Below are 19,814 nucleotides of genomic sequence, written 5' to 3'. Positions count from 1 at the left end.
CACGACGCGAACGGGCCCGTGAAGGATTCATCGAGATCATCGTCGAGCGAGATGCCCTCGCCGCCGTCGGAAGAACACGGGGACGAGGCTGACTACGCTCAACCCGGATGCAGTTCCGCCTCGGTTTTGGGGTACGAGCGCCGCAACCATTCGCCGAACGTGCGCGTGCCGAGACACGCGGCGCGATCGGCACACCGGATGACCTCGTCCTGCTGCGCGTAGATGCGGTACGTGTCGACTTTGGCGTCCAGGACCGCCCCGTCGAGGTTTCGCGGCAGATCGGCCGACGGATAGCCCACGAAGTATCGGATGCCGGGGCTCACCGCCGGGTCCGTCGACAATGCCTCGCGCACGACACCGCCGACGGCCGAATGGTCGGGGTGGTCGCCCGCGGCGAAGGCACTCCCCCGCGGGATGTGGGTGAGGACGCGCCCGGGCGCGAACCCGACGGAGAGCTCGCGCACCGTGGCGAGCAGCTGATCGCGCGTCACGGGCGCGCCGCCCGTGACCGGTGAGAGGGCGGGGATACCGCCGTCGAACAGGTCGCCGAGCGTCGCGAAGCCCGTGTCCGCGAACCCCTCGCCGGTGATGTTCCCGTCGGGCAGGCGGAGGAACATCACCGAGACGCGCGGGTCCCCCTGAGGGCTCAGGCGGCGTACGTGAACTCCGCTGATCAGTGTCAGATCCGTGGGGTCCCAGAGCCCCTGCATCCCCCGCATGTCGTTGTAGGCGCGCAGGATGCCGAGTTCGCGGGCTTCGACGTACCGCATCCCCTTCCCCGCATCACCGGCTGTCACGAAAATCGACCGGACGCAGTCGCCGGCGTCGATCGCGTCGGAGATGGTCGGGTTGGCGAAGATGATGTCGTCGTCGGGGTGCGCCCAGACGCTCATGACCGTGGTCGGGCCGTCGCATCCCTGAGCCGCCGGCGAGACGGGTGCCTCGGGTGCCGGTGCGGTCGTCGCGCTCGGCATCGGGGTGGGCGTCGGGGTGGGCGCGACGGAGGTCGACGGCGAGGGCGTGGCCGGTGTCGCCACCGACGAGGGTTCCGGCCGCAGGACGGCGAAGGAGAACACACCGGCGACCGCCGCGACGACGACGACCGCGATGACGACGGCCGCGACGAGGCCCGCGGATCGGGGACGGCGGCGAGCACGTCGCGTCCGGACCGAGACGCATGACACGGACACCCCTTTCGCGGACGGCCGACCCGGCCGGCCCCTCGCGGGAGGGGACTCCGCGTCGGTCGAACCGAGCCGACGCGCGCCCGAGTGTAGGCGAAGGCTTCGGGGCGGAGCGAATGCGTCGCTCACGACCGCGCCGTGCGCCCTTCCCGTTCACGTTTCGGGCGTATGAAGACATGCGACGGGTGAATCTGCGGGTGACATTGGCCTGTTAGTGTTCGCGAGGTGGGATCGACGCAGGTCGGTCGGGGGGAGGTACAGGTCGTGACAGTGGACCTTCGGGGAAGCGCATCGGTTTCGGGGTCGCATCCGCCGGTCGCCGAGGCGACGCCGGCGCCGCTCGCGGCCGATCGTCCGGCTCCGATGTACCGCCGCGATCCATGGCGTCGCACGTACCGTCGCGCCCTGGTCATCACCGATCTGCTGTCACTCGCCTGGGTCGTCTACGGCACCCAGCTGCTCTGGTTCGGCCTCGGGAATGCGCAGTTGGCCGCACGAAACGACGGGCGGATCACCGACCTGTCGTACTGGGCGTTCTCCGCCATCCTCGTCGTGACCTGGATGTGGGCCCTCGCCTTCGTCGAGTCGCGCAGCGACCGCGTGATCGGCACCGGCTCCGCCGAGTACGTCCGGATCGCCGACGCGAGCTTCCGCCTCTTCGGCACCGTCGCCATCATCGCGTTCCTCACGCAGATCGACATCGCCCGCGGCTATCTCCTCATCAGCCTGCCGTTGGGCATCGCCGTTCTCCTGTTCACCCGGTGGGTCTGGCGTCAGTGGCTGATCGTGCAGCGCTCCAAGGGGCGATACTCCGCCAACGTCCTGCTCGTCGGGTCGCTCACCTCGGTCACCCAGCTGGCACGCGAGTTCGCCCGCATGCCCAGCGCGGGATACCGCGTGGTCGGCGCCTGCGTCCCCAACGGCAAGATCGCGGACGTCATCCCCGGCACGGAGATCCCCGTCATGGGCCACGTGGGAGACGTCAGCCGCGCCCTGGAGGTCACCGGGGCCGATACGGTCGCCGTGACGAGCGCCGACGAGCTTCCCGCCGACAAGGTCAAGCAGATCTCGTGGAGCCTCGAAGCCGGACGTCAGCACCTCGTTCTCGCCCCGAGCATCGTCGACATCGCGGGTCCCCGCCTGCACACGCGACCCGTCGCCGGTCTCCCCCTCATCCACGTGGAGACCCCGAAGTTCTCCCGCGGGCAGAGTTTCCTCAAGCGCACGGTCGATCTGGTTGCCGCGTCCGTGGGCGTGGCCCTGCTGAGCCCGCTCCTGGTCTTCCTCATGCTCTCGGTCCGTCTTTCCAGCGACGGTCCGATCTTCTTCCGCCAGACGCGTGTGGGCTTCCGCGGTCGCGAGTTCACGATGATCAAGTTCCGCTCGATGGTCGTCAACGCCGAGGAACTTCTCGCTCAGCTCGCCGAGCAGCAGCGGGACTCGGGCAACGAGGTCCTCTTCAAGATGAAGAACGACCCACGCGTGACGCCGATCGGTCGCGTCATGCGCAAGTACAGCCTCGATGAGCTCCCCCAGTTGTTCAACGTGATCGGGGGCTCGATGTCGCTGGTCGGCCCGCGTCCTCCGCTTCCCTCGGAGGTCGCCGTCTACGCCGATCACGTGCACCGTCGCTTCCTGGCCAAGCCGGGAATCACCGGTCTGTGGCAGGTCAGTGGCCGTTCGTCGCTGTCCTGGGAGGAATCCGTCCGACTCGACCTGTCCTACGTCGAGAATTGGACCTTGCTCGGCGACTTCGTCATCCTGGGTAGGACCGCCCGTGCCGCGCTCGCGCCGGGCGAGACCGCCGCGTAACACTTCCCGTCCCGTCCCACTCCCGCGCGCCGACATCCCCGGTGCGGGGCGACACCCCTCCGAAAGGCTTCCATCGTGCGTCTGTCTGTAGTTGGTTGCGGCTACCTGGGGGCCGTGCATGCCGCGGCCATGGCATCCATCGGTCACGAGGTCGTGGGTATCGACGTCGATGAGCGCAAGATCGCCGTCCTGTCCAAGGGCGAGGCGCCCTTCTTCGAACCCGGCCTGCAGGAGATCCTCACCGAGGGCATCGCGTCGGGTCGTCTGACATTCACCACGGACATGGCTGCCGCGCAGGGGGCGAAGGTGCACTTCGTGGGAGTCGGCACCCCGCAGCAGGCCGGCGGGCACGCCGCCGACCTCACCTACGTGGATGCCGCGATCGACGGCCTGCTGCCCTACCTCAGCGAGGGTGACATCGTCGCGGGCAAATCCACCGTCCCCGTCGGCACCGCCGCTCGCCTCGCTCCCCGCGTGGCCGAGCGCGGCGCCACCCTGGTGTGGAACCCCGAGTTCCTCCGTGAGGGCTGGGCCGTGCAGGACACCATCGACCCCGACCGCCTCGTGGCGGGCGTGCCCACCGAGAACGGCGCTCCGACCGCCGAGGGCGAGCGGACGGCCCAGGTGCTGCGCGAGGTCTACCACCCCTCCGTCGCCAAGGGGACGCCCTTCATCGTCACCGACTACGCCACGGCTGAGCTGGTGAAGGTGTCGGCGAACGCGTTCCTGGCGACCAAGATCAGCTTCATCAACGCCATCGCCGAGATCGCCGAGGTGACCGGCGCCGACGTCACGACACTGGCCGATGCCATCGGACACGACGCCCGCATCGGACGACGCTTCCTGGGCGCGGGAATCGGCTTCGGTGGCGGGTGCCTGCCCAAGGACATCCGCGCCTTCTCGGCCCGAGCCGAGGAGCTCGGACGCGGCGAGTCCGTCGCCTTCCTGCGCGAGATCGACGCCATCAACCTGCGCCGGCGCGACCGTGCCGTCGAGCTCACCACCGACGCGCTCGGCGGCAGCGTGTTCGAGAAGAAGATCGCCGTGCTCGGCGCGGCATTCAAGCCGCACAGCGACGACATCCGCGACTCCCCCGCGCTCGACGTCGCCGTGCGTCTGCACGGTCTCGGAGCCCGCGTCACGCTGACCGACCCCGCCGCGATCGAGAACGCGCGTCGGATCCACCCGCAGCTGACGTACGAGCAGGACCTCGACACGACCCTGCGTGACGCGGATGCCGTCATTGTCGTCACGGAGTGGGACGAATACCGGCGCGAGCTCTCCCCCGAGCACGCCGCGTCTCTCGTTCGCGGGCTCGTCGTCGTGGACGGCCGCAACTGCCTCGACCCCGCCGCGTGGCGCGCAGCGGGCTGGACCTACTTCGGCATGGGCCGCCCCTGATCCACAGGCCCGCAGACGAGACGCCCCGACCGTTCGGTCGGGGCGTCTCGCCCGTGGCGCACGGAACGCGTCGACATCAGCGCCGGCTTCCCGAGGCTCGGAGGACCCGCGCGCAATGGTCGCGCCTCGAGGGTCGCGCGGACCGCTCCCCCGACCCGGAGAGAGGATGGCGCCGAACGGGCGTGACGAATGGCCGTGTCGACACGTCTTCTAGGTGACGAGCCCCTCGCGCCACCCCGGTCGGGTGGAAACGGCGAGAGGGACCGCCTCGTCCGAACGGAGGATGCCATGCGCAACAAGATCATCCTGGTCGGCGCCGTCGCGCTGATCGCTTACGTGGTGGGCACCCGTACCTCGAGGGTCCAGGTGAAGAACCGGGAATCGGTGGGACACCAGATGGTCCGCCTCTGGAACGACCCCCGCGCCCGCAAGCGCCGCCACAAGGCGGCGAAGAAGGCCGCCGCGGCAGCGGAGAAACGAGCCAAGAAGACGTTCCGCGACCTGCGCCACTGAGTCGCGACCGCGAGGGGTGCTCGCCGTGTGCGTACCTGTGGATACCGTCCACGACCTCCCGCATGCGCATGTGAAGATGTGCATGTCACACAGAGGAGACCCATGGACACGACCCCGCGCCTTCTGCCCGTCCCGCGAACCGGCGACATCGACCACCTCGACGACGATGCCGCCGGTTTCGCTCCGCACTGCCCCCGCTGCCTGCACACGTGCGAGCCCTGGCAGGCGGGCGGTGCCCTCGCGTGGCGGTGTCCGGACTGCGCACTCGCCGTGATCGGTTGACCGCGGCGGCTACGCTGACCCCGTGGTCGCCAGCATCCTCATCTCGATCTCCGCCGTCGTCTCGGCGATCCTCGTCGGCTTCGTCGCACGCCGCATCATCGGCACGGCGGTGGGGTGGCCGCGGAGCATCGTGGTGGGCCTGCTCGTCTTCGTGCTGGGGGTCCCTTCCGCGGCGTGGACCTTGAGGCAGACGGGCCTGGCCGCGGCGGGAGACACGATCCCCGCCGAGGAGGTCTGGCTGTGGGCGGGACTCGTCGCCCTCTCCCTCGCCTGGGTCTTCGCCCTCGGCGTTGCGGCACTGGTGGCGAGCGAGGCGATCTTCCCCACACGGGCGCTGCCGAACCCCATCGATCTCGTCCGTGCCGCCCTCCGCCAGCGCAAGCGCACGCGCCGCTACCTCGAGATCCTCACCATCGCCTCGCGGCACGGCGTGGGCTGGCTCTTCCACGGCGGCCGATCCCGGGTCGAGGAGCAGTTGAGCACGTCTGAGGAGCGCGCGAACGCCATCGTGGCGACGATCAACGATGCGGGGGTCAGCTTCGTCAAACTCGGCCAGGTGCTCTCGACCCGCCGCGACCTCGTTCCCGAGCCGTATCTCAGCGCGTTGGCGTCCCTGCAGACGAACGCCACGATGCTGCCGTGGTCCACGGTGCGCCAGGTCATCGAGGCGGACCTCGGGTCCCCCCTCGACGAGGTGTTCGCCGAGGTGGACACCACTCCGCTCGCCGCCGCCTCCGTCGCCCAGGTCCACCGGGCGCGGCTCCTGGACGGCACGCGGGTGGTCGTGAAGGTGCAGCGCCCCGCGGCGCGCGCCCAGGTCGAAGCGGATGCGGACATCATCGGACGCCTCGCGCACCGTGCCGAGGCACGCACCCGTGTAGGCCGCGACCTCCGCATCGAGGCCGTCGCCCGCGGGTTCACCGCCACCCTGCTCGAGGAGCTCGACTACCGCATCGAAGCGCGCAACACCGCGATGGTCGGGGCGACCCTCGACGAGATCGACCGCGCAGAACCCGGTCGACGCGGTGTCGTCACCGCGCCCCGAGTCTTCCCGGCCGCGTCGCATCAGCGGGTGCTGACGATGGAGCTCGTCGACGGCGCGGCGCTGAGCGATTCCGCCGACCGACTGTCGGCGATGGATGCCGCGCAACGAGACCGTCTCGCACAGGTGCTGATGTCGACGGTGATCGAACAGATCCTTGTCTACGGCGTCTTCCACGCGGATCTGCACCCGGGCAACGTGCTCCTGCGCGCCGACGGGACCCTCGGAATGATCGACTTCGGCGCCGTGGGGATCATCGAACGCAGTCGGCGCCAGCAACTGACCGCCCTGCTCCTGGCGGCGCTCAGCGAGAACGACGTCGCCGCCGCCGATGCACTGCTGCTCATCGTCGACGTCCCCGACGATCTCGACTTCGACGCCTTCCGGCACGACGTGGGCGTGGTCCTCACGACCGAGCACCTGCGCACGACCGGACACGGATCGATCTTCACGCGAATGGTCGACGTCATCCGGCAGCACCGCATCGCGCTTCCGGGCGAGTTGGCATCGGCCTTCCGCAGCTTCGCCACCCTCGAGGGGTGCCTGCGCGTGCTCGTCGACGACTTCGACATGGCCGGTCGCGCCCTGCCGCTGATGCCCACGTTGCTGCGGCGCACCCTGTCCCTCTCGCGGATGGCGACCGACCTCCAGGCGCAGTCCGTGATCGCCCTCGCGCGTCTCGAGCAGGTCCCGCGTCGGCTCGACGCCCTGCTGACCGGTGCCGAGAAGGGCTCGATCGGCATCACGCTGCGCGGCCAGGACGGCTCCGACATCAGCGATGTCCTGGCGCGCACGACCGGCGAGATCGCATCGACACTGGTGTCGATCGCGGCGGTGGTGATCGCCGTCGTCCTCGTCATCGCGGGCGGAGGTCCCGTCCTGGGCGGGTCGATCACCCTCTTCGCGGTCCTGGGCGCCGTCGTCGGGCTCTTCGGTTTCCTCGGTTTGCTCAGAATCGTGCGCCGAGGCTTCACCCGGCGCCGGTGAGTCGCCTACCGCGGGTCGACGGCGCGACGCTCCGTCTTCGGCGCGGTGTACTCTCCGTCCCCCCTGCCACCGAGGTCCGTCGCACCGTCGCGATCGTGGCCCGGCTGGGTGTCGTCGCCGCGGCGATCTCGCTCGCGCTCCCCGCGGTCGTCCCGCGGGCGCCCGACCATCCCGACCGGCGCGCGCACCTGGTCTTCGGCCGCGGGCCGCGTCTCTTCCCCTCCGCCACGGGGCGAAAGATGGTCTCCGGCCTTCAGGCGCTGATCTCCCTGTCCCGCGGCGGCCTCCTCGCGCCTTCCGTACGGCGACACGCTGGAGTGACTCCGCTCATCGCTCGGGTCGTTCCGAGACTCGTCGGGATGACCCGAATGCGCCGTCCGCCGACCCGTGTCCGTGCCGCCTTCGATGTCGTCGTCACCGCCGCGGGACGACTCGCGGCCGCTCTGCGGGTCGCGGGCGGGCGCCATCGACTCAACCGGCGACTCACCCATCGGCGGTTCGGATGCCACCCGCTGACCGTGACTCTCCGCCGCCGTCCGCACATCGGCTCCGAGCTCGCGCAGGATGCGTCTCGGATGCAGCTGCCGCGGGTCGTACTCACGCCAATCGGGGGCCATGTCGTCGAGATCGCGCGTGACCTGCGCCTTGCCCTGCTGGTACAGCGCGTGCACGCGGCCGACCATCTGCGGAAGTTTGCGACGCCACTCGACGAGGCGCGCGGGCCCCACGATCAGCCCGATCAGGATGCCGACGAAAAGGAGTTTGTCGAGCTCGATGCCGAACATCTCAGCCCCTCCGCGCCGCACGGCGACTCGACGGCACGGCATGACGGGTGCGGTAATCGCGGCGGGTCCCGGCCGCGCGCTGCCGCCCTTCGGCCGGAGACTCGAGTGCGGGCAGTCCCGCGATCACCCCCAGGATCGTCGAAACGGCCTGGGTGGCCTGGCGCTCGAACTCCGTCCACACGTGCTGCGGCCGGCCGACGGGGTCGATGACGTCGTCGATGTCCTCCGCCGACGACCGCCCGGCGAGACGTGCTCTCGACGCCGCGCGGACGAGCCCGGCCCAGTCGGACGCGGCGGCACGCACAGCCTCGTCGTCGACCAGACGCGCGAACTCCCGCACCGTGAACACGCTCGGGAGGAGGTCGGGCCGCAGATCGAGCACCACCCTCCGGTGGGCGCGCTCCGCACACAGCACCGTGTCCCCGGTCGCGAGGACGTCGTCGTCGAGCCGACGCGTGCGATGAGCGGAGAGGTCGAGCCCGTAGGTGCGCCCGAGGTCCAGGATCTCGGGAGCCGCCTGGTCGCCCGGCCGCGCCGCCGTCCCCGCGCTCTCGATCCCCAGACGGCCCTCGGTGGTCGCCGCCAGCCGTGACGAGAGAAGCCCGGCGATGAAGGGCGAACGGATCATGTTGGCCGTACAGACGACGACGATGCGATTGCCCACCACGGTTCCTCTCCCGACAGCGCGACCGCGCTCGTGCGACGGTCGTCCCGGCGCTCAGTCAAACGGCTGATCCGTGAGCCTCCGCACACGCGCTCTCGATGCCCGCTCTGGCCTATGCGGGTGATATCCCGGCTGCCGACGGGCGAGGTTGCGGTCGCCTTCGACGGAAGCCCTCGCGACCGGTCGAACATGGGATTTCAACCCCGCACGAAAGGCCGTCATGGGCATCTTCGGAAACGCGTTCTCCGGCTGGCACCTCCTCCTCATCCTCGCCGTCGTCCTCCTCCTGTTCGGCGCCGCGAAACTCCCCGGGCTGGCGAAGAGCGTGGGCGAATCGGTGCGCATCCTCCGCTCCGAGAGCAAGGACACCTCTTCCACGGGTGAAGACGAGCCCCCCGCGCCCGCAGACTCAGACCGCACGCGGCCCGGGTCGTCGACCACGACGTGACGCCGGCGCAGAGGGCTCGCCGTCCGCGCGAACGGCGTCCCACAGATGGGACGGGAGGGGCCATGCCCCTCCTGTCCCATCTGTCTGAGTTGCGCAGACGCTTGGCGGTCGCCGCGATCGCCATCGTCGTGGGAGGCGTGGTCGGCTTCGTTCTGTCGGACGCGCTCATCGCGGCCGCGGCAGAGCCTCTCTCCCACGTGCACGGCCCCTCGATGACGGGGCTCAATTTCACGCGCATCGGAGAAGCTTTCGATCTGCGATTCAAGATCGCCATGACCGTCGGCATCGTGCTCGCCTCACCGGTGTGGATCGCTCAGACCTGGGCGTTCCTCGTGCCCGGACTCACCTCGCGCGAGCGACGCACCGGCGTCACCTTCGTCGGCCTGGCCGTGCCCTTGTTCCTCGGGGGCGCCTGCTTCGGCTGGATGATCGTGCCGCAGATCGTCGACCTCCTCGCCGGGTTCGCTCCGTCGGGCTCGACGACCATGCTCACCGCGAGTCAGTACTTCGATTTCCTTCTCAAGCTCGTGGTGGGTGTCGGTCTGGCATTCGTCTCTCCGTTGGCGATCATCGCCCTCAACGCGGTCGGAGTACTGAGTGCCCGCAGCGTCGTGCGGGGCTGGCGCGTCGCTCTCGTCGTGATCATCGTCTTCTCTGCGGCCGTGACGCCCCCGGCCGATCTGATGAGCATGGGGATCATCGCGCTGCCGCTCTGCGTGCTCTACGTCGGCGCGGCGGCATGGACGTGGGTGCACGACCGGCGGGCAGCGCGCCGCGCGCGTTCGTCTGCGTGATCTGCGCGGCGCCGACTCAGCGGTCGTCGCCGTCGCGGCCGAGGGTCCCTCCGGGCGCGATTTCGTCGCGCAGTCGTCGGGCGAGAAGCCGCGCGCCGTCACGCGTGAGCGCCAGCGATGCGCCGATCCCCGTCTCGACGACGATCCACGTCTCGGGCTCACCGGCACGGCGGAGCGCGCCCACTTCGAGCTCGGTCTCTTCTCCGGGGCCGTGCGCCTCCGCCCTCCGGGCTCTGACCGTCAGGGCGATACCCGCGCTTCGGTGGTCCTCGTCGTCGGGGTGCACCGCGGCGCCGTGATCGGTGACGCACCACGGGTGGATGCAGCGCCCGCGGTCGACGTCGTCGGTGGGGATTTCCTCATACATGCCTGACACCTTTCTGGCGGGGCCGTCGTACGCGACGACACCCGAACATGGGTGGGCACGAGAGAAGTGAACCGCCAACCTCCGACATCACAGTCAGTGCGCGGGAGGAAGGCCCTTCGGAGGAAGCGGAAGCAGTTCGCGCAGCGGTACGCCGAGCACGTCGGCGAGTGCCACGAGGGTGCGCAGTCTCGGGTTCGCCGCCGTACCGGGGTTCGACTCGCCCTTCTCCAGCTTCCGATAGGTGAAGGTCGCGAGACCCGCTGCGTGGGCCACCTGCTCCTGCGACATCCGCTTCTCGGCTCGGGCGCGCAGCATCCGGGCGCCGAGCTCGCGCGCGAAGTCGTTCCAGGGGTCGGGCTCGTCGCTCATCACCCCAGCTTGCAGGCCCAGCCACGCTCACATGAACATGTATACATTCTTCACGGGCTCCGCTGCACGGTGGCGTGTCGCACCCGCCTGAGGTGAGAGCGTGCCCCGGTCGGGTGAGGGGAGGGGCGATCGCGATCACGCGCCGCTCCCCCGCGGTCCCCGAGCGGGTTCCGACTGACCGGTCACGTCCCGACGGAGAATCGGCGCACCGCACCTCACCCGGTCCCCCGCGGTCCCCGGCCCCGATGGCCCCGGGCCGAGCGGTGAGAGAGTGCCCGCGCCCACCGCTGCGTCCAACCCCGGACGCCGGTCTCGTGATCATCCGACGGGCAGGGACAACGGAGCACACATGAGCACATCCGTCTCACTCATCGACTCACCCGAGCAGTCGCGCAGCGTCACCCCCCACCCACGCCCGCGCGCCTCTCCCTGGCAGCGGCAGTACGCGCGCTGGGTGACCGTCGTGGACGCCGTCGTCGTGACCGCGGTCACGCTCGGCACCCAGGTGCTCTGGCTCGGCCCGCACCCCGTCGCCGTCGCCTCCTCGCCGTTCACGTACACGACCGTCTCGTTCGGATTGAGCATCACCTGGATGATCGCGCTGTCGCTCTGGGGCACCCGTCAAGCGCGCGTCGTCGGATACGGCGTCGGCGAGTACCGGCTCGTCGTCGGCGCGTCCGTTCAGTTGTTCGGGCTGGTGGCCATCGTGGCGTACCTGACGGGTGCGGAACTGTCCCGCGGGTACTTCCTCCTCGGGCTTCCGCTCGGCTCCATCGCGTTGATCGTCGGCAGAATCCTGTGTCGTAGCGCGCTCGCTCGGAGAAGGCGGAGTGGCTCGATGAGTGCGCGGGTCGTACTCGTCGGCAGCGCGGAGGAGAACGCGCGGGTGGCCACCGAGCTCGCCCGTCAGCCGTCGGCGGGGCTCCAGGTCGTCGGTGTGCGCACCCTCGACCGCGCCGAGTTCGGATCGACGTGGTCGGAGGAGCACGCCCGCGATCTGCGGCGAACGCTCGACGAGCTCGATGCCGACAGCGTCCTGGTCTCCGGCGGCGCCGTGGTGGACGCGCACGACATCCGGCGAATCGGCTGGAGCCTCGACCCGGGACGCCAGCACCTCATCGTCGCCGTCAACCTCACCGACGTGGCCGGCCCCCGGTTGCACACCCGTCCCGTCGCGGGGCTCCCGCTGGTGCACATCGAGACGCCGCAGTATTCGGTGACGCAACGCGTGCTGAAGCGCGCTTTCGACATCGTGGGAGCCGGCGCGCTCGTGGTCCTCCTGACACCGGTCTTCGCCGCGCTGGCCGTGCTCGTGCGCGCGTCCGGCCCGGGGCCGATCCTCTATCGCCAGGAGCGCGTCGGCCAGGGGGGAAGTCGATTCGGCATGCTGAAATTCCGTTCCATGGTGGACGGCGCCGATTCTCGCCTGCAACAGCTGCTCAGTGAGCAGGGACGCGACGGCACCCCTCTGTTCAAGGTGGAGAACGACCCTCGCATCACGCCGATCGGACGGTGGCTGCGAAAGTTCTCGCTCGACGAGCTGCCGCAGTTGTTCAACGTGCTGGGCGGCCAGATGAGCCTCGTCGGTCCTCGACCGCAGCGCGAGGCCGAGGTGGAGTTCTACGACGACGACGCCCACCGCCGGCTCATCGTCCGTCCGGGGATGAGCGGACTGTGGCAGGTCAGCGGGCGATCGGCACTGGCCTGGGATGACGCCATCCGCCTCGACCTCTTCTACGTCGAGAACTGGTCGCTCGTCGGCGACATCGTCATCCTGCTCCGCACCTTCAAGGCGGTGCTGGTCCCGGGCGGCACCGCGCACTGAACACGACGAAGGCGCCGGCTTTCAAGAGCCGGCGCCTTCGTCGTGTTCGGTGAAGGTGATCAGCCCCGGCGGGATCGACGGCGGCTCGCCGTGTCGACGGCACCGGGTTCCACGGTGGATACGACCGCGACTTCACTCGTGGCTTCACCCTCGGTCGTGGCGGACATCCGCCGCTGGGACAGTGTGCGCAGCCCGCTGACGTTCTCCGGCGGCAGATCGCCAGACCGCCGGCGCGGTGGGGCATCGTGCTCGGCGTCGACCGCGTCGGACTTCTTGCCTCGACGGCGCAGACTCAGACGCCGCAAGCCCTTCGCCGAGGAGTGGGGTGCGCCGTACCCGTAGTACCCGCCGTATTGCGATCCGTAGTAGCCGGAGTCGGCACCGCGCAGCGGCATCCGGTTCAGCACGACCCCCAGAAGGTGCCCACGGGTCTTGGCGATGTTGTCGACCGCGCGGGTCAGCATGTCGTCGGTCGTGCGGCCGGCGGTCACGACGAGCACAGCACCGTCGGCCCAGCTCGCGATGACGGCGGCGTCGGCAACGGCGAGCGTCGGTGGCGAGTCGATGATGACGACCATGTCATCCGCGAGCTTGCGGGCGAGCGACTGCATGCGTTGCGACCCCACCATCTCGCTCGGGTTCGGCGGCGTGCGTCCCGCCGCGACGACGAAGAGCCGACCGTGTTCGTCGACCTGATGGGCGACCTGCTCGATCTGCGCACGACCCGCCAGCACGTCCGACAGACCCACGTCGTCGGAGAACCCGAACATGCCGCCGACGACCGGGCGGCGCATGTCGGCGTCGATGAGGACGACGGACTGTCCCGTCGCGGCGATGCTGACGGCGAGGTTCGCGGCGATCGTCGACTTGCCGTCGCCGGGAAGCGGGCTCGTGACCACCAGGACGCGAGCCGGACGGTCGACGTCGACGTACTGCAGGTTGGTCCGCAGCTCGCGCATCGCCTCTTTGTGGGCGAACGACCCGCGCCCGTCCTTGATGTCATCGAAGGAGAACACCGTGCGCCCCCCGGCCAACTCCTTGTCGATGGGGAGGACGCCCACGACGGAGGCGTCGACGGCGTCGGTGATGTCGCGCGCCGAGCGCACCCGCCGGTCGAAAGCCCGTCGGACGAAGGCGAAGACGAGCCCGGCCACTCCACCCGCGAGCGCCCCGAGGGTGACGTCCAGCCGCAGGTTCGGCGACGAGGGAGTTGTCGGCAGACGCGCCGAGTCGCCGGCGACCAGCCGCACCGCGCTCTGTCCGCCCCCGCCCGTCTCGAGCTGATCGACCTCGTCCGTCATCCCACGGATCCACGCCTCTGCCAGGTCGCGCGCAGACTCGGGTGTCGGCCCCGTGGCATCCACCCGCACGTTGACGGTCTCGATCGGGTTCGAGACCTTGACGCGCTGTACGAGCGACTCCGGGCTGTCGGGGAGTCCCAGATCCGCGCGCGCTGTCTCGGCGACGCTGCGCCAGTAGCCCATGTCGATGAACGACTTCACCTTGGACAGGGCGAGCTGGTCACCGGCGAGCGCGGCGCCCGTGGATCCGTCGGAGGCCACGGCGGCCACGTAGCCGCTCGCGTCCGCGGTGTACACCCGGGGCTGCAGCGAGCTCCATCCGAATCCCGCCAACCCGCCCACGACGATCAGGGCGACGATCGCCTTCCAATAGGCGCGCACGACGCGCACCATCCGCTGAATGTCCACAACGTCCGCCTTTCGCGACGCGACGGCGGCACCGTCGGGTCGCCCGCAGCATAGGCATAGGAACGGACCGGTCCTGGTGCCCCCGCGGTCGCAGAGCGGCGGGCGAGGACGGCGCCGGGGAGGTATCGGAGGCGAGGGAGAGGGTGATGCCGAAGGGGGTGAGAAGGGGATGACGAGAGGGATGAAAGATGCGTTTTTCGCCCGATCCGACCTTCCTTCACCCTCAAGATCATTCACGTGCGGTGGAGGTCTCGCCGCGATGACGAACCCCTTCGCCCGCCTGTGGCAGGGGACGTCCCGATCACCTGGAGGTACCGATGCTCATCGACGTGGACACCGTTCCCACCGCCGTTCGCGCGGTTCGGCGGATCAGCCGGTTCTGGGCCTCACGCACCCGCTCCCTCGCCGTCCTGCGCGACGCCCTCACGAGCGACGTCGTGCTGCTGCGGGGCCCGGCCGGAGTCGGGAAGACGTCTCTGCTCCGGCAATTCGCGGCATCCCTGGACGACGACACCCAGCGCGGCGTCCAGTTCATCGACGGCAGCCTCACCGCCCCCGAGAGCATCCCGCAGATCCTCGCGGCTTTCGACGAGGGGCCGAGCGCGCACATTCTGCTGATCGACAACCACGTCGAGGGGGCGGGGCTGTCGACCGACCACCTGCTGCAGCTGCTGCGCTCCGACTCGAATCTGCAGATCGTCGTGGCCACCCGGCAGGCGACGGGGTTGGAGAGCCCGCTGGTCGCTCTCGAGTTCGACGTGCAGGTGCTCCCCGCGGAGCACCTGCTCATGACGCGGGACGAGCTCGCGGAGGTCGTGAAGCTCAACGGGGTCGCGACCACGGAGGTGGGGATCGACGCCCTCGCGGAGCGCACCCACGGATGGCCCGCACTCGCGCAGCTGGCCAGCGCACGCCTGCGACTCGAGGGCATGCCGCTGCGCACGCGTGACGAGGCGTGGGCGGTGGCCGAGTACGCCAGCGCCGCGTTGACCGCCGACCTGGAGCAGCGGCTCGACGTGCCCGTGTCCGATGACGTGAGACTGCTGGCGGTCGCCCCTCACGTGACCGTGGCGATCGCCGATGCGATGGGGGTGGATCCGACATCGGGATCGACGGGCGAGATGGTCGCCCACCTGCGCGACGCGGGTTTCATGTGGCCGAGCTCGACGCGCCTGACCCTCGCCGAGCCCATCCGCGAGCAGTGGCTGCGAGAGATCACGGAGCGTCGACCGGAAGACGTGGGTCGAGCCCGGCTGCGCCTGCTCGCCCACCTCGTCGACGGCGGTGAGCCCCTGCTCGCCGCGCAGTTGGCGGCCGACGCCGCGCAGTGGACCACCCTCGCCGGTGTGCTCCGCTCGTCGGGCCCGGAGATCTGGGCACGTGATCCGGAGGGCTTCGAGCGGTTGGTCGCGCAGCTGCGGACGCGCGCGTCCATGACGCCGGCGGTGGTCGACGTGCTGCTGACGCTCGATCCCGTCATGGCGACGGCGATGGACACCCACGGGCTCGTCGTCGCCGCGCTCGGTCAGCTTCCGGATGCCAAGAGCGCCGCGTCGGGCAATCTCGAAGCCCTGATCCTCCGCGTGAGCCTGCTGCGGGCGGCCGGGCGCTTCGCGCTCTCGACAGAGGCTGCGGCCATGCTCGGCGATGCCGTCCGCAGGTCGCGCGACCTGAGCCCCGAGGTGACCTGCGAGGCCTGGTACCAGATCGCGATGACCTCGTTCGCGATGGGAAAACTGCGCGACGCGCGCACGGCGTTGAATCACGTCGAGGGGGCCGCTCCCCCGGCGCAACGGATGCGAGCCCGGGGCGTCATCGCGATCATCGACCTGCTCGAGGGTGATGTCCGCGGCGCGCGTCAGGTGCTGACCCCCGACCGCGACGACAACTGGCGCAGCTCTCCCTGGGGCGAGGGCATCCGACTCGCGGACGCCTGGTTGCACCTGGAGGAGGGGGACGCGGCGGGTGCGCGCGCGCTGCTCGACGGCATCCCGGCGACGGCGGGAGCCCGCGAGCTGTGGCCGTTCGCGGCCGCCGTGCACGCGCTGTCGTTCCTGCTGTCGGGGTCGGCGTCCGACGCGCTCGGTCTCCTGCGTACGTGGATGGTGCGGGCGCGGAGCACACCGCCCTCCCACTACCAATCCACCCAGATCCTCACCGCCCGGGCGAAGGTCCTGATCGCCCTCCGCCAAGCCCGGAAAGCCCTCTCCCTGTTCGAGGGTCCATTCGCGCTGGCGTCGACGACGGCGCCCGCCATCGCGCTCTCGCAGCTCTACGCCGGACGGACGCACGAAGCCTTCGTGATGAGCGTCAAGTGGGGGCTGCATCACGAGCCCGCCCCGCGGGCCGCGCTCGAGAGTCTCGTCGTGAGCGTCGTGGCGGACGTGCGCCTGAACGGCGTCGCCGCGCACCGCACAGCAGCGCAGCGGGCCGAGGCGCTGAGCGCGCGTCACGACCTGTGGAGCCCGTGGAGTGCTGTCGCGCCGGAGGATCGAGCGCTCGTGCTGCAGATGCTCTCACCCGCCTCGAGGGACGAGATCACCCGCAGGTGCTCCTTCTTCGCCTCATCGATCAGCGTCCCCCATCTGACGAAGCGCGAGCAGGTCGTCCTCGTGCATCTCACTCCGACCTCGACCATCGCCGACATCGCGAAGGCTCTCGTCGTCTCGCCCAACACGGTGAAGACGCAGCTGCAGAGCCTCTACCGCAAGCTCGGGGTCTCCGACCGGTCGAGCGCGATCAGGGCGGCCCACGCCTGGGGTCTCATCGAGACGGATCCGGAGGTGTGAGCGCGCGGGCGCGGCGGCGGCGGCGCCGCGACCGCACGCCGATGACGCGGGCGACCGCCAGCACGACCAGAACGACGACCACTCCCGGGACGGTCAGCGGGACGCCGGCCCCGCGGAGCACCAGCAGGATGACGACGAGAGACGCCAGAGGAAGGACCCACGACAGCACACGACGCAGTCGGCGGAGACCGACGCCCGCGCTGCGCGCGCGGCGACCCTCACTCATCGGATCGATCGGTGCGGCGGCCCGATGCGCGGTGGTCGGCCGCGACCTGCAGGCCGAAGACCCCGAACCAGCCGATGGCGAGTGTGGCGGCGGTGAACTCCAAGTTGCCGCCGAGGACGGTGTCGCCTTTGAAGAGGGCGATCATGGCGCCGGTGAGTGAGGTCGCGCCCACCGCGACCAGCGTCACGATGCTCGCCGCTCGCATCCACGGACGGCGACGGAGCACGGCGACCTGACCCATGGCGACGATCGCCAGGACGAAGCCCAGCACCGCGAACGAGATGTGCACGAAATCCTGCACCAAAGCGCCCGGAGTGAAGGGAACGGGGCAGCCCGGAGAACAGGTGATCACGGATGCCACCCCGAAGCAGAGACCGCACACCAGCAGAGTCGTCGCCACCGGCCACCCCACCACGTAGCCGGCCCCGCGGGCGATCGCGGCGCGATCGACGAGGACCGCTGCGACCGCGAGCAGCAGCAGCGCGAGATTGAACGCCGGTGCCGTCGGCATCCCCGTCGCCCCGAGCTGGCTCACGTAGTGGACGCTGGGGTCGCCCGCTCGGCAGATCCAGATGAGCGCGGCGCTGGAGAAAGCGGCGATGGCGCCGAACTGGGCCAGCCGCGCCGGGCGTGCACCGGCGCGCCCGGATTCCGCGTCGACGGGCCGTTCGAGGGTGTCGGTCATCGGCTCCTCCTGATCGGGCTCGGCCACCCTATCGTCTCCTTTCCCGCGCCCTCGGTGGCGCGAGGTGATCTGTCCGTCGGGGCGGGTGATTTCGCACCCGGACCTCCGTGCGCGCGGGCGCGCCGCACCAAGCTGGAGGTGCGGGCAGAGCGAGCGCGTCGCCTGCGAGCCGGGGGGCCGCACCGCTGGACGCCCTCGCCCTGCCCGCACCTACGCCGAGACCTGCACCATCCCCGTGACGGAGACGTCCCGCATTCGACACGGGCACGTCGCGGGACGATTCCGAGGGGCGAAAGCCCGGGTGAGAAACGGGCCTCATCCCACGTCGGTCACCCGTGGGCGTGCCAGCCTCGATACGGAGCGGTCGTCGAGTGGTTCTCCCCCAAGACCCGCCTCTGCGAAAGCGATCGCTCTCCCCGATGCGCGGTCCCGCGGCTCCGGCACCCGAGCCCGGGGCCGCGCATTCCCGACGGACCGGCCGCTGTGCCGGAGATCCTCGTTCGTATGGCGGGCCGAACGTCCGCACGGACGCATGAACACAGGAGGACACGTGACCGAGAGCGCCGGCGAATCCGAGGGCACGCGGCGGGACCGCGCGTCCTCTCCGGTCGTCACCGAGCCCGATGCCTCACCGCTGGCCGCACTCCTCGGTCCGACCGGGTCGGATGACCGGTCGACACCGGCTTTCCCCGTGGGCTTCCGCGGATACGACCGCGAGGCCGTCGACGATGCCGTCCGCGAGCTCGGTGAGCGCGTACGACGGGCCACCGAAGAAGCGCGCGACGCGAAGCGGCACGCGGAGGCGATCTTCGCCCAGCAGCGGGCGGAGCACGATCGGGAACTCGAGGAAGCCGCGCGCCTCCGCGCGCAAGAGACGGCCTCCCTGCATGAGAAGGTGCGCGAAGCCTCAGCGCGCGCGGCGGACGCCGAGATGCGGGTGGCGGCGTTGTCGGCGGAGTTCGCCGCGGGCCGCGACGAGCAGTCCGACCCGCAGCAGGACCGCCAGCAGTTCGATGCGATCCTCCGCGTGGCCGAGGAGCAGGCATCCGCGCTGGTCCAGAACGCCGTCGGCCAGGCCGAGCGACTGCTGGCGAGTGCCCGCGACGAAGCGGCATCCATCCGCGAAGAGGCCGTCGCCGAGCAGACGCGCCTGCGAGCCGAGGCGCAGCACGACGTGGATCAGGTGCGCCTGCGGCTCGAGACGGAGGCGACGGCCCACGCAGCACGCCTCGAACGCGAGAGCGCGCACGCGGCCGAACGCGTCGCCCAGGCCGAGCGCGAGGCCGTCGCCGTGCGTACCGAGTCGGAGAGAGGGGCCGCAGCGCTGAGGTCCATGGTGTCGCGCGAGACGAGCGACTTGCGATCCGCGGCGGAGCGCGACGTGCGCGAGATGACCGCACGCGTCCTCGAGTTCGAAGAGTCGCTCACCCGCCGCCAGGACGAGGCGCAGCAGGAGTTCCTCGTCCTGCACAATCAGGCCGTGGCGCACGCCGAGCGCATCACCGAAGATGCGAACGAGCAGGTGTCCTCCGCCCTCGAACACGCGCGGCGTATCAGCGCGCGCGCCGACGACTTCGAACGGCTCGCCCGCGCTCAGGCCCAGCAGGTCGAAGCCGACGCGCAGTCGCGCGCCCGCGAGATCCTCGACGACGCCGCAGAGAAGGCGCAGCGGATCGCCGACGCGATCACTTCGCACAGCGTCGGTGTACTGCGCGACGCGGAGGACCGCGCACGCGATCTGCGCTGGCAGCAGCAGCAACTCGGGAGTTTCCTGGCACAGATGAACGAGTTGCTACGCGCCGTCCCCCGGGGCACGCGCACCCCCGTCGATCCGGTGCACGATGACGCCTCGGATGCCGTGGCGACCGACACCCCGCCGGAAGAGGCCGGCGCGCAGGTCGCCGATCGGGAGGAGTGAGCGCTCCCGTCCCC

At 70.3% G+C, this 19,814-nt stretch carries 18 protein-coding genes; 10 read left to right on the top strand and 8 right to left on the bottom strand.

Annotated features, from left to right (window positions below):
- Positions 1-98: 98 nt before the first annotated feature.
- Positions 99-1,184, bottom strand: coding sequence for a PIG-L family deacetylase (locus ACTJJP_RS13965; RefSeq protein WP_440775578.1), 1,086 nt, complete (start codon positions 1,182-1,184; stop codon positions 99-101).
- A gap of 363 nt (positions 1,185-1,547) precedes the next feature.
- Here ACTJJP_RS13965 and ACTJJP_RS13960 point away from each other — a divergent pair, with 363 nt between their 5' ends.
- From ACTJJP_RS13960 to ACTJJP_RS13940, 5 genes are all read left to right on the top strand, one after another.
- A complete protein-coding gene (locus ACTJJP_RS13960) occupies positions 1,548-2,996 on the top strand; it encodes a sugar transferase (protein ID WP_440775583.1) in 1,449 nt (482 codons plus the stop codon).
- 75 nt (positions 2,997-3,071) lie between these two features.
- Complete coding sequence (locus ACTJJP_RS13955) at positions 3,072-4,397, top strand: UDP-glucose dehydrogenase family protein (RefSeq protein ID WP_440775577.1); 1,326 nt, start codon at positions 3,072-3,074, stop codon at positions 4,395-4,397.
- A 288-nt stretch (positions 4,398-4,685) separates the two neighbouring features.
- A complete protein-coding gene (locus ACTJJP_RS13950; protein WP_440775576.1) occupies positions 4,686-4,910 on the top strand; it encodes a hypothetical protein in 225 nt (74 codons plus the stop codon).
- 102 nt (positions 4,911-5,012) lie between these two features.
- The gene (locus tag ACTJJP_RS13945) at positions 5,013-5,192 is read left to right on the top strand and encodes a hypothetical protein (protein WP_440775575.1); all 180 of its coding nucleotides are present in this window, start codon (positions 5,013-5,015) and stop codon (positions 5,190-5,192) included.
- A gap of 22 nt (positions 5,193-5,214) precedes the next feature.
- Positions 5,215-7,221: an ABC1 kinase family protein gene (locus ACTJJP_RS13940; RefSeq protein WP_440775574.1), complete on the top strand. Its 2,007-nt coding sequence runs from the start codon at positions 5,215-5,217 to the stop codon at positions 7,219-7,221.
- A gap of 5 nt (positions 7,222-7,226) precedes the next feature.
- Here the strand turns inward: ACTJJP_RS13940 and ACTJJP_RS13935 are convergent, their stop codons facing one another.
- Complete coding sequence (locus tag ACTJJP_RS13935; protein ID WP_440775573.1) at positions 7,227-8,006, bottom strand: Sec-independent protein translocase subunit TatA/TatB; 780 nt, start codon at positions 8,004-8,006, stop codon at positions 7,227-7,229.
- A gap of 1 nt (position 8,007) precedes the next feature.
- Positions 8,008-8,670 (bottom strand): arsenate reductase/protein-tyrosine-phosphatase family protein, encoded by a 663-nt coding sequence (locus ACTJJP_RS13930; protein ID WP_440775572.1) that lies wholly within the window; start codon positions 8,668-8,670, stop codon positions 8,008-8,010.
- Positions 8,671-8,890: 220 nt separating this feature from the next.
- Here ACTJJP_RS13930 and tatA point away from each other — a divergent pair, with 220 nt between their 5' ends.
- Complete coding sequence (gene tatA, locus ACTJJP_RS13925; protein WP_440775571.1) at positions 8,891-9,118, top strand: twin-arginine translocase TatA/TatE family subunit; 228 nt, start codon at positions 8,891-8,893, stop codon at positions 9,116-9,118.
- 62 nt (positions 9,119-9,180) lie between these two features.
- On the top strand, positions 9,181-9,912 hold the full coding sequence (tatC, locus tag ACTJJP_RS13920) for a twin-arginine translocase subunit TatC (protein WP_440775570.1): 732 nt from the start codon (positions 9,181-9,183) through the stop codon (positions 9,910-9,912).
- 16 nt (positions 9,913-9,928) lie between these two features.
- Here tatC and ACTJJP_RS13915 read toward each other — a convergent pair whose 3' ends face one another.
- Complete coding sequence (locus ACTJJP_RS13915) at positions 9,929-10,279, bottom strand: DUF6907 domain-containing protein (RefSeq protein WP_440775569.1); 351 nt, start codon at positions 10,277-10,279, stop codon at positions 9,929-9,931.
- Positions 10,280-10,372: 93 nt separating this feature from the next.
- On the bottom strand, positions 10,373-10,648 hold the full coding sequence (locus tag ACTJJP_RS13910) for a helix-turn-helix domain-containing protein (protein WP_440775568.1): 276 nt from the start codon (positions 10,646-10,648) through the stop codon (positions 10,373-10,375).
- Positions 10,649-10,997: 349 nt separating this feature from the next.
- On the opposite strand from ACTJJP_RS13910, the gene ACTJJP_RS13905 reads away from it, so the two are divergent.
- Positions 10,998-12,473, top strand: coding sequence for a sugar transferase (locus tag ACTJJP_RS13905; RefSeq protein ID WP_440775567.1), 1,476 nt, complete (start codon positions 10,998-11,000; stop codon positions 12,471-12,473).
- Positions 12,474-12,532: 59 nt separating this feature from the next.
- Here ACTJJP_RS13905 and ACTJJP_RS13900 read toward each other — a convergent pair whose 3' ends face one another.
- Complete coding sequence (locus ACTJJP_RS13900) at positions 12,533-14,182, bottom strand: polysaccharide biosynthesis tyrosine autokinase (RefSeq protein WP_440775566.1); 1,650 nt, start codon at positions 14,180-14,182, stop codon at positions 12,533-12,535.
- 317 nt (positions 14,183-14,499) lie between these two features.
- Here ACTJJP_RS13900 and ACTJJP_RS13895 point away from each other — a divergent pair, with 317 nt between their 5' ends.
- The gene (locus ACTJJP_RS13895; protein ID WP_440775565.1) at positions 14,500-16,971 is read left to right on the top strand and encodes a LuxR C-terminal-related transcriptional regulator; all 2,472 of its coding nucleotides are present in this window, start codon (positions 14,500-14,502) and stop codon (positions 16,969-16,971) included.
- Here the strand turns inward: ACTJJP_RS13895 and ACTJJP_RS13890 are convergent.
- Both ACTJJP_RS13890 and ACTJJP_RS13885 read right to left on the bottom strand, forming a co-directional pair.
- On the bottom strand, positions 16,946-17,197 hold the full coding sequence (locus ACTJJP_RS13890; protein WP_440775564.1) for a hypothetical protein: 252 nt from the start codon (positions 17,195-17,197) through the stop codon (positions 16,946-16,948). The two genes, ACTJJP_RS13895 and ACTJJP_RS13890, sit on opposite strands and share 26 nt — an antisense overlap.
- Positions 17,190-17,909: a DUF998 domain-containing protein gene (locus ACTJJP_RS13885; RefSeq protein WP_440775563.1), complete on the bottom strand. Its 720-nt coding sequence runs from the start codon at positions 17,907-17,909 to the stop codon at positions 17,190-17,192. Before ACTJJP_RS13885 ends, ACTJJP_RS13890 begins: the two co-directional genes overlap by 8 nt.
- Before the next feature lie 523 nt (positions 17,910-18,432).
- Here ACTJJP_RS13885 and ACTJJP_RS13880 point away from each other — a divergent pair.
- On the top strand, positions 18,433-19,800 hold the full coding sequence (locus ACTJJP_RS13880) for a cell division initiation protein (protein WP_440775562.1): 1,368 nt from the start codon (positions 18,433-18,435) through the stop codon (positions 19,798-19,800).
- Positions 19,801-19,814 lie beyond the last annotated feature (14 nt).

The organism is Microbacterium sp. 22296 (assembly GCF_052045385.1).
In the GTDB taxonomy this organism is placed as follows: Bacteria; Actinomycetota; Actinomycetes; order Actinomycetales; family Microbacteriaceae; genus Microbacterium.
The sequence above is the reverse complement of the archived record's forward strand: the minus strand, read 5'-3'. Positions and strand labels throughout refer to the sequence as shown.